The 14,581-nt window shown below is 70.2% G+C and carries 9 protein-coding genes; 2 read left to right on the top strand and 7 right to left on the bottom strand.

The window, feature by feature from the left end:
* Window positions 1–54: 54 nt before the first annotated feature.
* The 6 genes from AC3ITM_RS14400 to AC3ITM_RS14425 form a co-directional block, all read right to left on the bottom strand.
* The gene (locus AC3ITM_RS14400; RefSeq protein ID WP_489265923.1) at window positions 55–585 is read right to left on the bottom strand and encodes a hypothetical protein; all 531 of its coding nucleotides are present in this window, start codon (window positions 583–585) and stop codon (window positions 55–57) included.
* Window positions 586–607: 22 nt separating this feature from the next.
* On the bottom strand, window positions 608–3,043 hold the full coding sequence (mrcB, locus tag AC3ITM_RS14405; protein WP_489265925.1) for a penicillin-binding protein 1B: 2,436 nt from the start codon (window positions 3,041–3,043) through the stop codon (window positions 608–610).
* A gap of 88 nt (window positions 3,044–3,131) precedes the next feature.
* Window positions 3,132–4,184, bottom strand: a complete 1,053-nt coding sequence (locus tag AC3ITM_RS14410; RefSeq protein WP_489265927.1) for a glycosyltransferase family 2 protein — start codon at window positions 4,182–4,184, stop codon at window positions 3,132–3,134.
* A gap of 79 nt (window positions 4,185–4,263) precedes the next feature.
* Complete coding sequence (locus tag AC3ITM_RS14415) at window positions 4,264–5,148, bottom strand: SDR family oxidoreductase (RefSeq protein ID WP_489265929.1); 885 nt, start codon at window positions 5,146–5,148, stop codon at window positions 4,264–4,266.
* Window positions 5,149–5,202: 54 nt separating this feature from the next.
* Window positions 5,203–6,765, bottom strand: coding sequence for a hypothetical protein (locus tag AC3ITM_RS14420; RefSeq protein ID WP_489265931.1), 1,563 nt, complete (start codon window positions 6,763–6,765; stop codon window positions 5,203–5,205).
* Window positions 6,766–6,794: 29 nt separating this feature from the next.
* Window positions 6,795–8,948 carry a RelA/SpoT family protein gene (locus AC3ITM_RS14425; protein WP_489265933.1) on the bottom strand — a complete coding sequence of 718 codons (2,154 nt, stop codon included), beginning with the start codon at window positions 8,946–8,948 and terminating at the stop codon, window positions 6,795–6,797.
* A gap of 188 nt (window positions 8,949–9,136) precedes the next feature.
* Here AC3ITM_RS14425 and AC3ITM_RS14430 point away from each other — a divergent pair, with 188 nt between their 5' ends.
* A complete protein-coding gene (locus AC3ITM_RS14430; protein WP_489265935.1) occupies window positions 9,137–9,661 on the top strand; it encodes a hypothetical protein in 525 nt (174 codons plus the stop codon).
* Window positions 9,662–9,704: 43 nt separating this feature from the next.
* Here the strand turns inward: AC3ITM_RS14430 and hrpA are convergent, their stop codons facing one another.
* On the bottom strand, window positions 9,705–13,796 hold the full coding sequence (gene hrpA, locus AC3ITM_RS14435) for an ATP-dependent RNA helicase HrpA (protein WP_489265937.1): 4,092 nt from the start codon (window positions 13,794–13,796) through the stop codon (window positions 9,705–9,707).
* 90 nt (window positions 13,797–13,886) lie between these two features.
* On the opposite strand from hrpA, the gene AC3ITM_RS14440 reads away from it, so the two are divergent.
* Window positions 13,887–14,444: a Dps family protein gene (locus AC3ITM_RS14440; RefSeq protein WP_489265939.1), complete on the top strand. Its 558-nt coding sequence runs from the start codon at window positions 13,887–13,889 to the stop codon at window positions 14,442–14,444.
* The last annotated feature ends 137 nt before the right edge of the window (window positions 14,445–14,581 follow it).

The following is a 14,581-nucleotide window of genomic DNA, read 5'->3' on the forward strand; positions in this document are numbered from 1 at the left end:
TCCCCATGACGCCCGGATCACGCGGGACACTACCGGCCAACGGCCGGCACTGCGTCAATACCGCTTGATCCCCGGCACCGTGCAGCCATCCAGCTGCGCGTGCGCGGACACCGCGTTTTCCTTCTGGCCACGGGCCAGGCGCGACTGTTCGATGGTGGCCCAGTGCCGGCGGCACAGCGGGCCGGTCTTCGAGCCCAGGTCCACGGCCTTGCGCGCCAGCGTTTCAGCGCGCGCCCAGTCGCCCTGCAGCAACGCGATCTCGGCACGTTCCTGCAGGATCGACGGATCGCCTTCGGAGACCAGCAGGGCCTGGTTCAAGGACTCGGCGGCAGCGGCCAGGTCGTTGGCCTGGCGTTGTGCCTGTGCGGCCATGCGCAGGTCTTCGATCTGCGCATCGCGCAGCGGCTGCACCGCCAGCTCCTTCTCATCGGCACCGGCGGCGGCTGCGTCCACCGCCGCCATGCGCTGGGCCGGCGTGGTGGTATCCGGCGGCGCCTTCTGTGGCGGGGTGGAGGTGACGCAGGCGGCAAGGCCCACGCCCAGCGCAAGCAGCGACGTACAACGGATCAGGGTTCGGTAGGTCATGCGGGCCGGCCTCGTTCCGGAATCATCGCGCAGGGGGAGTGGTGGCGGCCTGGGCCGGCTCGGCCGCAGGCTCGGGCTTCTTGTCCAGCCCGAACCAGCTGCGCCAGCCACCGCCTTCGGCACCTTCGCCACCGCCCTCGCCTTCCGGCAGGGCGGCCGGCGGCGTGCACGCGGCAAACGCCGGCGCGTAGCCGACCACGAACGGGAAGCGGCGCGCCCCTGGGCAGGCTTCATCGGTGGCCGCAGTCCCGCTGGCCTCCACGTACTGCCAGTCCAGGCCCTTGTTGCTGACCTTCAGCGGCGAACTGGGCAGGCGGCTGAAAATGCCCGACCACACCCGCATCGCGCCGCTGGCGCCGAACAGGCCGGTCTGCGCGTTCTGGTCGTTGCCCATCCACACCACGGCCAGGTGGTCGCCGGTATAGCCGGCATACCAGCTGTCGCGGCCATCGTTGGAGGTACCGGTCTTGCCGGCCGCCTGCAGGCGGGCCAGGCCGTCGGCATTGAGCCGTTGTGCGGTGCCGCTGGCCACCACCTGCTGCAGGCCGATGCTGATCAGGTTGGCCGCGATCGAATCGCCCTCCTGGGCCGGCGCCGGGCTCTTGTCGTAACGCTTGAGCAGCTTGCCCTGCGGGTCGAGCACGCCACGCACCGCATGCAGCGGCTGGATTTCGCCGCCCGAGGCAAGGAACTGGTACAGCTGGGCCATCGCATACGGGCTCTGGTCGGTGGCGCCCAGGATGACCGACGGGTTGGGGTCCGCCTTGATCCCGGCCAGCACGTGGATCAGCTTGGTCAGCCGTTCCGGATCCACCGCCATGCCGATCCGCACCGTGGCCTGGTTGTAGGAGTGCGCCAGCGCATCGATCATCCGCACCGTGCCGTGGCTGCGGTTGTCGGCGTTGCCCGGGCTCCACTTGCGGCCGCCGCTGAGCTGCACCGTCACCGGCGAATCATCCACCCAGCTGGCCAGCGAATAGCGGTCCGGCTGGGCCAGGGCCAGCAGGTAGACGAACGGCTTGAGCAGCGAGCCGACCTGGCGCTGCGCCTCGATGGCGCGGTTGAAGCCAGGTTCGGACACATCGCGGCTGCCGACCACGGCCAGCACGTCGCCGTTGTGCACATCGGTCAGCACCAACCCGGCCTGCAACTCGGGGCGGCGCTTGGTTTCCAGCGACTTGAGCGTCTTGGTCACCGCGCCCTCGGCATACGCCTGCGCCGACGGCGCCATGCCGGTCATCACGCTCAGGCCGGCGCCCTGCAGCAGCGATTCGGGGTAGTCATGGCCGAGCTGGCGCCGCACCAGGTCCACGTAGGCCGGGAAGCGATTGGCCGCGATCAGGCCCGGGGTCTTGGGCACCCCCAGCGGCGCCTTGAGCGCACGCTGGTACTCGGCATCGTCGATCAGCTGGCTTTCGCGCAGCTTGCCCAGCACGAAGTTGCGGCGGTCCAGCGCCCGCTCGGGGTTGCGCCGCGGGTCGTAGTGGGACGGGCCCTTGACCAGCCCGATCAACAGCGCGACATGTTCGGTATTGAGCGAGGACAGGTCGCGGCCGAACCAGAACTCGGCGCCCGAAGACATGCCGTGGATGGCCTGGCTGCCGCGCTGGCCCAGGTAGACCTGGTTGAGGTAGGCCTCCAGGATGGTGCGCTTGTCATAGCGCGCTTCCATGATCAGCGCGTACAGCACCTCGTTGAACTTGCGGGTGACGGTCTGTTCCTTGCCGATCCCGAGCAGCCCGCTGCGCGCCAGCTGCTGGGTCAGGGTGGACGCGCCCTGGCGGCTCTGGCCGCCGGAGCGCACGGTCACCCAGATCGCGCGGGCGATACCACTCAGATCGATGCCGTGGTGGCGGTTGAAGTCCTTGTCCTCCACCGCCTGCAGGCCGGTGACCAGCAGCTCGGGGGTTTCCTCGATGCGTACCAGCCGGCGCTCTTCCTGCTTCTGCCCGTACAGGGTGGCGATCCGGGCCGGGTCCAGCCGCGCGGCCTTCAGGGCCTTGCGGCTGCGCGCATCGCGCAGCGAACCGATCTGCCCGCCGGACAGGGTCAACTCGACCTGGCGCGGGGCGACCGGGCCATCGACATCGTTGTAGCCGCGGCTGGAGATCACAAAGCGGCCGCCGTCCTGGCTGTAGGTAGCGGCCGCCTTGCCGGTGCCGTCATCGCGGTAGGCCGCCGCGGCCAGTTCGGTCTTCAGCGTCTGCGCATCCATCGCCACCCCCGGCGCCAATGCCAGCGGACGGGCATAGACGCGGGTCGGGATCTGCCAGCGCAGCTCGCCGAACCGTTGGGTGACCTGCTTGTTCAGGTACACCGTATAGGGAATCAGGAAACCCAGCGCCAGCGCGAACGCGGCCATGCCCCAGGTGATCAGGCGTCGACGCCACAGCGGCCAGCGGCTGTCGGTGTCGTCGTCGAACTCGTCGATGTCGTCGGAATCGTAGCGTCGGGGCACGGGAATGCTGGAGAGTAAATTCTGCCGAGTCTAACGCAGCCACCGCGGCATCCGTCGGCGGCCGGCCCTTCGTTTCACCCCAGTTCAATCACGTCAACCGCCGTCCGCGCCAGCCCGCCCATGCGCCGGCGCAGGCGGCGCCGACCCCGCGCCAGCCGGCCCCGGCCAGGCAGGCATTGGCCAGGCGCCCGAGCAGGCGCGGCGCATCACCGAGGATCCAGCGCCAGTGGACATCGGCGCGGCGATACAGCAGCAGGCGCGACCAGGCCATCGTCCATGCCAGTGCCGGCAGGCCCTGGACCGGCGCCGGCGCGATCTGCACCGCGTGTCCCTCCAGCAAGCCCAGCAATGCCTGCAGGCGCTCGCCGGTCCGGTGCCGGGCCTGCGCATCGAACAGGTCCAGCCCGCCCAGCCGCTGCAGCAGGGAACGCCGCCGCGCACCGATCTGGTTGTTGCCGTGCTGACGGTAGTCGATGGTCGGTTGCGGCAGCAGCCCCAACCCGCCCCGCAACGAGGCGATCACCGCCAGCCATTCGTCGTGGCTCCAGCGCGGCCCGATCGGCAGGCCCGGAACGAGCAGACCACGGCGCAGCGCGCAAGTTGCCCCGGTGATGAAATTGCGCAGCAGAATGGCATCGAACACGCGCCCGGACCGCTCCAGTTCCAGCTCGGCCGGATGCACTCCCAGTACATCCAGCAGGGTGGCGCCCAGCGGCATGCAGGCACCATCGACCAGACGCGCATCGCTGTGCAGCAGCAGCAGGCCCGGGTCGGCGTCGAAGCGTTGCAGGAAGCTCGCCACGCGGTCCGGGTACCAGACATCGTCCTGGTCGCACAGGAACAGAATCTCGGCGCGGCAGCGTCGCAGCACCTCGGAGAAATTCAGTACGTAGCCCAGATTGCGCGGGTGCCGGATCACCTCGACATGGATGCCCAGGGCGGCCGCGCGCGACGCGAACCGCTCCAGGATGGCCAGGGTACCGTCACTGGAACCATCGTCACCGATCACCACCTCTTCGACCGCCACGGTCTGCGCCAGCAGACTGTCCAGCTGCGCCTGCAGGTAGCGCTCGCCGTTGTAGGTGCACAGTGCGACCCCGACGCGGGGCGCAGCGGTCAATGCGGGGCGGGCGCCGGACATCAGCTCGTACTCGGTTGCGATCGGGCGGCGCGATGGTAGCAGAGCCGATCGGCCGCACCGCGTGCAGGCCGCGCGTGCATCAGCACGTGCCCGTACCGATGCGCACGCGCGCCTGTGCCGGCGACATCGGTTGCCAGGTGGCCGCATCGGGCCAGAACCCACGCGGCTGCACGCCCAGCAGGGCCTGCAGCCGGGCATTGTCGGCCAACAGGTCCTGCCCCAGCCGCGACACCGGGCCACGTGCACGCGGCACCAGGCTGGCCAGCAGGCGCAACCCGGCCGCGGGCAGGTACAGCGGCAGCGTGCGCTCGGCCAGGCTGGCATGCACGCGCTGGAACATCTGCTGGTAATCCAGCCGCTCGCCGCCGCCGATCTCCAGCACCTGGCCGCTGGCCGCATCGCCGGCCAAGGCGGCCATCACCGCCTGCGCGATGTCGTCGGCGTGCACCGGTTGACGCAGGCCATGGGTCATCGGGATCGGGAACACGCGCAGACGCCGCGCACGCTGCACGATCGGGGTAAGACTGCGATCGATGCCGGCGCCGTAGATCAGGGTCGGCCGCAGCAGGGTCCAGGCCATGCCCAGTCGCGCCGCCTGCGCGGCAATGCCCTGTTCGCCGCGCTGCAGGCGCAGCACCACGGCCTGCTCATCGGCCTGGGCGGAGTTCTGCTTGGTCACCACGCTCATCGAACTGGTGGCGATGATCTTCGCCGCCGGCGCCACCGGCTGGGCTGCCAGCCAATCCACCAGAGGGTCCATCGGGCCGAAGCTGACGATGGCCTGCCAGGAACCGCCGGCGGCGCTGCGCAGCACGCCGGGCAAGTCGCCTGCAAGCCAGCGCACGCCCTGCTGTTCCGGTTGCCGCTGCCGGCTCACCGCCAGCACCGGCAGCTGCGCGGCGACCAGCCGCGGCAACAGGAACCGGCCGATCTGGCTGGTCGCGCCGGAAACAAGAACGGTCATGCCGGACTCACGCTCGAACGGGCCGAGCACTATAGCCCAAGCCGACCGGCGCCCTCAGCGGGCACCCTCGATGTCGCGCAGGCGCTGCTGCAGCAACTGGTAGTCGCTGTTGGAGGCATCCACCCCGAGTGCGTCGGCCTGCTGCAGCGCCCGCCGTGCAAAATCCAGATCGCCACTGCCCAGGCGCTCGCTGCCGATCGCCAGCCAGCGCTGCGACAGCCGCTGCCGTGCCGGTGCCAGGGCCGGATCGGCGTGGGCCAGCACCTGCCAGGCTTCCAGGCAGGCACCGGCGGCCTGTACGCGGTTTTCACGCAGGCGGTCTTCAAAGCAGCGGCGGGTGCCCGGCAGCAACCGTTGCGCCGCCGCGCGCACGCGCGCATCGCCTGCGGCCAGGGCCTGTGCTTCGCGCAGCGCATCGTAGGCACTGCGCCCCGGCGGCGTCAGGAAATGGCCCTGCGCCTCGGCATCGGCGATGCGCTCGAGCAGGATGGCCAGCGCCCGCTCACGCTGTGCGCGCGGCGCCGTGGGTGTCTTCAAGGCCCGCTGGGCCTGGCGCGCCTGGGCGACCGCCTGGCGTGCCTGGGCAACCCCCGCCTCGCCCGCGCCCAGCGACTGCGCCGCCTGCAAGGCCAGTTCGGCCTGGTCGAAGCGGAAATCGCCGGCCAGCCGGACGGCCCGCGCCAGCTGCGCCTCGCCGACGCGCTGCAGGCCGAGGCGGGCCGCCGGATCGTCGGGCAGCGCGGCCAGTACCGCCTGGAAATCGGCGGCGGCGGCATCCCAACGCTGCCGCTGCAGCGCACGCTCGGCCTGTCGCTGGCGCTGCTCCAGCGCATTGTTCAAGGCTTCCTGGGTGGCCGGCAGGTCGACGTGGCCGGCATCGAACCGGCGCGCCCGCTGGACCAGCCCGGCCGCCTGCGCCAGCTGGCCGGCCGCGGCGGCCTGGCGCGCCTGCAGCAACAGGTCCGACAACGCATCCTCGCGCCCTTCCAGCGCGCGCAGCTGGTTCGGCGCCACCGCCAGCACCTTCTGGAACAACGGCAGCGCCGCATCCTCGCTGCCGTCCAGGCGCTGCGCCAGCAGGGCCGCTTCGGCACGGCCGAGCAGCACGCCGACCCCGGCCTGCACCCCGCGCCGCGCGCGCAGCTGTTCGGCCAGCACGTCGGCATCGAGCTGCGGCACCTGCAGCTCGCGGGCCAGCGCCAGCGCGCGCCCGGCCGCGTCCAGGTCGCCGGCCGCCAGCGCATCGCGGGCCTGCTGCAAGGCCGCCTGCGCGGTGCGCGCCAATCCGTTGCGGGCCTGGTTGCGGTCGCCGTCCAGGGCCAGCGCGGCCTGGTAGGACTCGCGTGCGCCGCTGCCGTCGGCCGCGCTCAGGCGCCCGGCGGCCAGCGCGCGGTCGCCCTGGTCGAGCAGTTGTTCGACCTGCGGTTCATTCCAGAACCAGTTGGCCAGCGGCCCGCGCAACAGCGCCAGCAGCACGAACACCAGCACCGCAGCCGGCACCGCCCACCGCCACACGCGCCGCGCATGGCGCGCCTGCAGCCACCACCAGCGGCCTTCGCGGCGCACCCGGCGCAGCGCGGCGTGCGCGGCATCGTCGTGGTCGGAAGAACGGCTCATCCGTTGAGCCTAGCGCGGGACACGTGAGGTCAGCCTAGACGGCGCGCATCGCTGACCCCGGGCAGGGCATCCAGCTTGCCCAGCAGGGTGGACAGCTGGCCGTAATCGCTCACCTTCAACCGCAGCCGCAGATGCGCGCGGCCGCTGTTGCGGACGTTGTCGCTGTGGATGTCCAGCACGTAGGCGTCTTCCTGGGCGATCAGGTTGGTGATGTCCTTGAGCAGCCAGCGCCGGTCGACCGCATCGACCACCACGTCCACTTCGTAGCCATTGCCGGCCTGGCCCCACTCCACCGGCAGGATCCGCTGCGGGCTGGCCGCGGCCAGGCGCGCCAGCGCGGCGCAGTCGGTGCGGTGCACGGTGACCCCGCGGGTGCGGGTGAGATAGCCCACGATCGGCTCACCGGCCACCGGCTGGCAGCAACGCGCCAGCTGCACCAGCAGGTTGCCCACGCCCTGCACGGTGAACTTGGACTTGCCCAGGCTGTCGCGGCGCGCGGTCGGCCGCGGCAGTGCCGGTGCGGCCGGCTGGCTGGCGGCACGCTCGGCTTCCAGCAGCGCGCGGCTGACCTGGTTGGGCCCGGTGTCGCCCAGCGCGACCTGGATATACAGATCATCGACGCTGTCGGCGTGGAATTTCTTCGCCGCAACGCCCAGGTCGGCATGTTGCAGGCCCAGCCGCTTCAGTTCGCGCTCCAGCAGCTCGCGCCCGGCGTGCACGTTGCGCGCACGGTCGAGCTTGTGGAACCAGCCACGCACTTTTTCGCGCGAGCGGTTGCTGGCCAGGAAGCCATTGGAGGCCAGCAGCCAGTCGCGGCGCGGGTCGGCCTCCTTGCCGGTGAGGATCTCCACCCGGTCGCCACTGCGCAGCCGGTAGGTCAGCGGCACGATGCGGCCGTTGACCTTGGCCCCGCGGCAGCGGTGCCCGACCATGGTGTGCACGTGGTAGGCGAAGTCCAGCGGGGTGGCGCCCTGCGGCAGGTCCATCACCTCGTCCTTGGGACTGAGCGCATACACCCGGTCTTCGGTCAGCTCGGCATCCAGCGCACCGGCCAGTTCACCGGCATGGCCGTCCTGGGACTGTTCCAGCAACTGGCGCATCCAGGTGATCTTGCGGTCGAAGGCCTTTTCGGCGCCCTTGCTGCCTTCCTTGTAGCGCCAGTGCGCGGCCACGCCGAGTTCGGCCTGGGCATGCATGTCATGGCTGCGGATCTGTACTTCGATGGTGCGCCCTTCCGGGCCGATCACCGCGGTGTGCAGGGAGCGGTAGTCGTTGGCCTTGGGCCGGGCGATGTAGTCGTCGAATTCGCTGGGCACCGGCGCCCACAGCGAATGCACCACGCCCAGCGCGGCATAGCAGGCGGCCACGTCGGGCACCATCACCCGTACCGCGCGGATGTCGTAAAGCTGCTCGAAGGCCAGCTTCTTCTTCTGCATCTTCCGCCAGATGCTGTAGATGTGCTTGGGGCGGCCGCTGACCTCGGCGCTGAGGCCCTGCGCATGCAGTTCGCGCGAGAGCACCTTTTTCACCGTTTCCACATAGCGTTCGCGCGCCAGCCGGGTTTCATCCACTTCGCGCGCGATGCGCCGGTAGGTGTCCGGTTCCAGGTGGCGGAAGGCCAGGTCTTCCAGTTCCCACTTCAACTGCCAGATGCCCAGCCGGTTGGCCAGCGGGGCGTGGATGTCGCGGGTGAGCTGGGCCAGCGCGCGGCGCTCGGACTCGGCCAGGCGGTCGGCGCCGCGCATGCGCGCCAGTTGCCGGGCCAGCAGGATCGGCACCACCCGCAGGTCCTGGATGATCGACAGCAGCAGCCGGCGCAGCCCTTCGCTGTTGCGGCCGGCATCGCGGCCGGCATGCAGGGCCCAGACCTGGTCGGCCGCATCCTGGCCCTCCAGCAGGCCGGCCACGGCCGGTTTGAGCGGCCCCAGCGGCAGGGCGTCCAGGCCGGCGCGCAGCCACGGCAGGTCGAACAGCAGCGCTGCCAGCAAGGCGCTTTCGTCGGCCGACAGCAAGGCCAGCGCATCCAGCGTGTCGGCCAGCACCGACCAGGTCGAGCGCAGCGGCGGCTCGGCGTCGGCTGCCTGCCAGCGCAGCAGCAGCGCCTCGCGCAACGCCGTGGGCAGCGACGCCGCCGAGGGTCGGTTCAACAAGGCATCCAGGCCGGGGACAGAAGCGCGGTTCACAGCATCGTGCAGGCAAGACAGAGACCCCTACACTAGCGCCGCCGCTGTTCAGGGACAATCAAAACCGCCGCATGGTTGCGCATCAGCTGATTCCCGCAGCGCCCGCCGGGCCACCTGGCGCTGTGCGCCGATGCTCGCCCAAACGCGGCCGCTGGCCCTACACTGCGGCCACATCCAGGAGAGTTGCCATGCGCTTTTCCCGTCTACGTGTATTGGCCAGTGCGGCCGTCCTGTTGAGCCTGGCCAGCCCGGCGCTGGCGCAGCGGGTGGTCGAGGGTGATCTACAGCAGCAGATGTCGCCGACCGAGTTCAAGGCCGCCGGCCTGGACAAGCTCAACCCCACCGAACTGGCCGCCCTCAACAGCTGGCTGCAGGGCAAGGTGGCCGCGGTCACCGCCAATGTGCGCGAGCAGGTCCGCGAACAGGCGCGCGAGGAAGGCCGCCGGGAAGTGATCGTCAAGAACCGCGGCTTCTTCGATTTCGGCAGCAGCGAGCCGATCGCCAGCACCCTGCCCGGCGAGTTCCGCGGTTTCACCAAGGGCCGCCGCTACGTGCTGGCCAATGCGCAGGAATGGGAACAGACCGACGACACCCAGCTAGCGGGCGTGCGCAAGACCGATGCGGGGGTGGCCATCACCCCGGGCGTGGCCGGCGTCTGGTACCTGCGCGTGGAAGGGGTGAACGCCCGCGCCAAGGTGCGTCGGGTCAAGTAGGCCGGCATCGCCCCGGACCGCTCCGGCACGGGGCGGCCCGGGGTCAGGCCTGGCGCAGCGCGGCCACGCGCTGGGCCAGCTTCTTGGCCGACACACCGGTCTTGGCGCCCAGTTCCTGGGCGAACAGCGACACCCGCAGCTCTTCCAGGTCCCAGCGCAGTGCCTGCCATTGCGGGCGCTGGCGTTGCCCGCGCGCGTCGGCCTCGTCCAGCGCATCGATGAACGGCCGCAGTTCCAGCATGCGCGCCTGGTCGCGCGGTGGATCGCGCTTGGCCCGTTCGCTGCGCAGGATCATCGCGCGCAGGTAACGCGGGTACTGGGCCAATGCGTCGGCCGGGGTATCGCGCAGGAAGCCCGGATGCACCAGCGCGGCCAGCTGCTGCTCCAGATCGTCCAGGTTGCCGCGCGCCCAGCCCATCAGCGGCGATTCCAGCAAGGGCTTGAGTTCGGCGACGTGGGCCAGGATGTTTTCGGCCAGCTTCAGCCGTGCCATCGCTTCGGCAAACAGTCCCTTGCCGGCCGCATCGCGGCGTTGGGCAAACGCGGCCGGGTCACGGATCTCGCCCAGCCCATCGGCCAGCACCGCATTGATCGCCGCGTCGACCAGATCGCCGCGCAGGCGTTCCTGCGATTCGATCGCCGCATACAGCAGGCCGGTCTTGGGCGGCACCGGCAACTGCTTGCGGGCCTGCTTGGCCTTGTCGGCCAGCGCGATCTCCAGCAACCGGCGCACGCCGCGCGGATGCTGCTCAAGGGCTTCGTTGCGGTCGGCGAAGATGCGCAGCGCGGCCGTCTCGCCGGTATCGACCAGGGCCGGGTAGGCCGGCACGCCGGCTTCGCCGGGCACCTGCAGCGGAATCGGCGTGGCCGGGAAGTCGCGCAGGCCGGTAGCGGCCAGCGCGCGCCCGGCGCGTGCGGCAAACGCATCGCCGGCCTGGGTGCCAAAGCGCGCACGCAGGCCGTCCAGGTCGCGCGAACTGGCCAGCAGCTTGCCGTCGGCGGCGTACAGCCGCAGGTTCATGTGCAGGTGGGTGTCCAGCGCAGCCAGATCGAAATCGGTGGCGGCCAGCTGCGCGCCGGTGGCGCGTGCCAGGAACCGGGCCAGCTCGCCGCGGATATCGTCGGCGCTGGGCTCGGCGAAGGCTTCGGCAAAGGCGCGGCCGAAGTCCGGTGCCGGCACGTAGTTGCGGCGCATCGCCTTGGGCAGGCTGCGGATCAGCGCGGAGGCCTTGTCGGCGACAAAGCCCGGCGCCAGCCACGACAACCGCGCCGCATCCAGCGCATTGAGCAGGTGCAGCGGCACATCCAGGCTGACCCCGTCGTCCTCGCTGCCCGGTTCGAACCGGTAATGCAGGGCCAGCCGTGCATCGCCCAGCGCCAGGTACTTGGGATACCGCTCGGCATCGCTGCCCTCGCCGGGCAGCAGGTCGGCCAGCGACCAGGCCAGCGCGCGGCGCTTTTCCGGGGCCAGCGCCTGCCACCAGGTATCCAGCGCGGCGGCCGAATGGATCTCGCCGGGAATCCGGTCCAGGTACCAGCGCGCCTGCCAGCCCTCGTCGGCGACGATGCCGGCGCGGCGCAGCTTGGCCTCTTCCTCGCGCGCCTGCTCGAGCACGGCCAGGTTGTCGCCGATCACCCCGGCGCGGGTGTTGATTTCGCCGGTGACCAGGCCCTGGCGCACGAACAGCTCATGCGCCTCGGCCGGCGCGATGCGGCCGTAGTGGACCGGCTTCTTGGGCGCCAGCACCAGCCCGAACAGGCTGATCTGCTCGGAGGCCAGCACCTGGCCCTGGGCGCGCGACCAGTGCGGGTCGAAGTGCTTGCGCAGCAGCAGGTGCGGCAGTTCGGCAATCACCCAGTCCGGTTCGATCGCCGCATTGGTCAGGCCCCAGATCTTCTGGGTGTCCAGCAAGGTGGCGGTGAGCAGCCACGGTGGCGGCCGCTTGGCCAGGACCGAGCCGGGGAACGGCAGGAAACGGCGTTGGCGCGGGGCGAGGAAATCGCCCTTGTCGCTGCGGTGGCCGATCTGGGTGGGCAGGCCGGCGATCAGCGCGCGGTGCAGGGTCTGGTAGGCGGCCGCGCGCACCTTTTCGCTGAAAGCGCTGCGCGCCTCGGGCAACGCAGCGGCCGACCGGGCGCTGGCCGGCGCCGGTTCGGCCTTGCCTTCGCGGGCCAGGCGCGCGGCACGGTGCTGCTGGCCGCGCGTAGCCTTGATCCTGGCCGGGTCATCGGCGGCCGGGCCCGGCGCGGCGGCACCGGCCAGCAGTGGCTCCAGCGCGGTAGCGGCCGGTTCTTCGGTCCAGCCCAGTTCCTCGCATTGCAGGCGCAGCTGGCGATGCAGTTCGCGCCATTCGCGCATGCGCAGGAAGCCGAGGAAATGGCGCTCGCACCAGCCGCGCAGCTTGGACTGGGTCAGGTCTTCATGGGCCTGGCGGTAGCCGTCCCACAGCCGCAGCACGCCGACGAACTCCGAGCGGCCGTCGGCAAACAGGGCATGGGCGGCATCGGCCGCGCCGCGTGCCTCGGGCGGGCGTTCGCGCGGGTCCTGGATGCCCAGGAACGAGGCGATCACCAGCATCGGCCGCAGGCAACCCTGGGCCTGGGCGGCCACCAGCATGCGGGCCAGCTTGACGTCCACCGGCAGGCGCGCCATTTGCCGCCCGACCGGCGTCAGCCGCCGCTCGGCATCGACCGCGCCCAGTTCGCCCAGCTGCTGCCAGCCATCGGCCACCGCGCGCTCGTCGGGCGCTTCCAGGAACGGGAAATCCTCGATCCGGCCCAGGCCCAGCTGCAGCATGCGCAGGATCACCCCGGACAGGCTGGAGCGGCGGATTTCCGGATCGGTGAACTCCGCGCGCGACTGGAAATCGGCCTCCGAATACAACCGGTAGCAGATGCCCTCGGACACGCGCCCGCAACGGCCCTTGCGCTGGTTGGCGCTGGCCTGGGACACCGCCTCGATATGCAGCCGGTCCAGCTTCTGGCGTGGGCTGTAGCGCTTGATCCGGGCCAGGCCGGGATCGATCACGTAGCGGATCCGCGGCACGGTCAGCGAGGTTTCGGCGACATTGGTGGCCAGCACGATGCGGCGCTTGCTGCCCGGGTTGAACACCTCGTCCTGGTCCTTCACCGACAGCCGCGCATACAGCGGCAGCACGTCGGTTTCGCGGTATTTGCGCCGTTCCAATGCCTGGTGCGCGTCGCGGATCTCGCGTTCGCCGGGGAAGAACAGCAGGATGTCGCCCCGCGGGTCGAGCCGGGTGATCTCATCCACCGCCGCCACCACGGCGTCGTTGACCGTGCGCTCGCCTTCGCGGTCGCTGCCCTCCCCGCCCGATTCGCCTTCCAGCGGGCGATAGCGCACGTCGACCGGGAAGGTACGACCTTCGACGCTGATCACCGGGGCATCGTTGAAATGCTGGGCAAAGCGCGAGGTGTCGATGGTGGCCGAGGTGACGATCAGCTTCAGGTCCGGGCGCTTGGGCAGCAGCTGCTTGAGGTAGCCCAGCAGGAAGTCGATGTTCAGGCTGCGCTCGTGCGCCTCGTCGACGATGATGGTGTCGTACTGGGACAGCCAGCGGTCGCTGCTGATTTCGGCCAGCAGGATGCCGTCGGTCATGAACTTGATGCGGGTGTCATCGCCGACCCGGTCGGTGAAGCGCACCTGGTAGCCCACGGTAGTGCCCAGTTCGGACTTCAGCTCCTGCGCCACGCGGGTGGCCACCGCGCGCGCGGCAATCCGTCGCGGCTGGGTGCAGCCGATCATGCCGGCCACCCCGCGGCCTGCAGCCAGGCACAGCTTGGGCAGCTGGGTGGTCTTGCCCGAGCCGGTTTCACCGGCGATCACCACCACCTGGTGGTCGCGGATCAGCGCGGTGATCTGCGCCGCTTCACGCGCGATCGGCAGCTGCTCATCCAAGGTGACCGCAGGCAGGTTGCGCGCACGCGCCTGGCGGCGCTCCACCGAGGCCTGCAGGGCTTGCTCGAAGGCGGCCGCCACGCCGGCATCGCCGGGTTTGGCGCGCATGCGCGACAGCAGGCCCAGCAGGCGGCCGCGGTCACGGCTCATGGCCTGGTCGAGGGCCGGCTGCGGCGGGTGCCGGGGGGAGGCGCTGGTTTTGTTAATAGGGTTCATCAATCGAATTGTTTAGAACTTTTGTTTACTACTGAAAGAGTAGTCTGATCTATTGTGAAGGCCATCCCAATCCAACAGGAGACGTTTCCCATGGCGAAGACCAAGACCCCGGTCAAGGCAATCAAGGCCAAGACCGGCAAGCAGAAGCTGGCAACGGCAGCCCCATCGGCCCCGAACATCGATATCGGGATCAAGGAAGGCGATCGCAAGAAGATTGCCGATGGGCTGGCGGCCTTCCAGGCCGATGCGTTCACGCTCTACCTGAAGACCCACAACTTCCACTGGAATGTGACCGGGTCGATGTTCAACTCGCTGCACACCATGTTCGAGACCCAGTACACCGAACAGTGGGCCGCGCTGGACGACGTGGCCGAACGCATCCGCGCCCTGGGCTTCAACGCGCCAGGTTCCTACCGCGAATTCGCCGCCCTGACTTCGATCGCCGAAGAGCCGGGCCTGACCGACAGCGCGGACTGGCGTGAGATGGTACGCCAGTTGGTGGCCGCCAACGAGGCGGTGTGCCGGACCGCGCGCAAGGTGCTGGACGTGGCCGATGACGCCGACGACGCCCCGACCGAGGACCTGATGACCCAGCGCCTGCAGACCCACGAGAAGTACGCCTGGATGCTGCGGTCGTTGCTCCAGTAAAGCGGGTTGTTTGGCGCGCTCATGTTCTGCGCGCGCGGCGAGGGTCCCAGCCCCTTGCCGGGACACCCCGCGCCAACCATCGGCAGGATAACTATTGTCTTGGGCTCTGGAGCTTTGGCTTTGGGCTTGGAGTCGAT

This window comes from Stenotrophomonas sp. KH_029 (assembly GCF_057839765.1).